This window comes from Bartonella sp. AA81SXKL (assembly GCF_042196945.1).
Taxonomy (GTDB): Bacteria; Pseudomonadota; Alphaproteobacteria; order Rhizobiales; family Rhizobiaceae; genus Bartonella.
On record NZ_JBHIRH010000305.1, the window covers coordinates 368 to 645 of the forward strand.

The following is a 278-nucleotide window of genomic DNA, read 5'->3' on the forward strand; positions in this document are numbered from 1 at the left end:
TGCAATATCTGTTGCAACAAGAATCCGTACTGATCTTTCACGAAAAGCTTTCAATGCAGACTGCCGAGCACTTTGTGATTTATTTCCATGAATTGTCGCAACAGAATATCCTCTACTTGCTAAATTCCGCGTGACAGCATCAGCACAGTATTTGGTTCGAGTAAAAACAATAACCGAAACAAAATCTGGATTTGTCAAAAGCTTACCTAAAACATTCTTTTTTTCACATGTAGGAACACAATATAATTTTTGAGCAATTTCCGCAGCCGTAGTCCCTT

1 protein-coding gene is annotated in these 278 nt (G+C 37.8%); it reads right to left on the reverse strand.

Annotated features, from left to right (window positions below):
• A partial coding sequence (locus ACFINZ_RS11305) for a helicase-related protein (protein ID WP_375701558.1) occupies window positions 1-278 on the reverse strand: 278 nt, incomplete at both ends.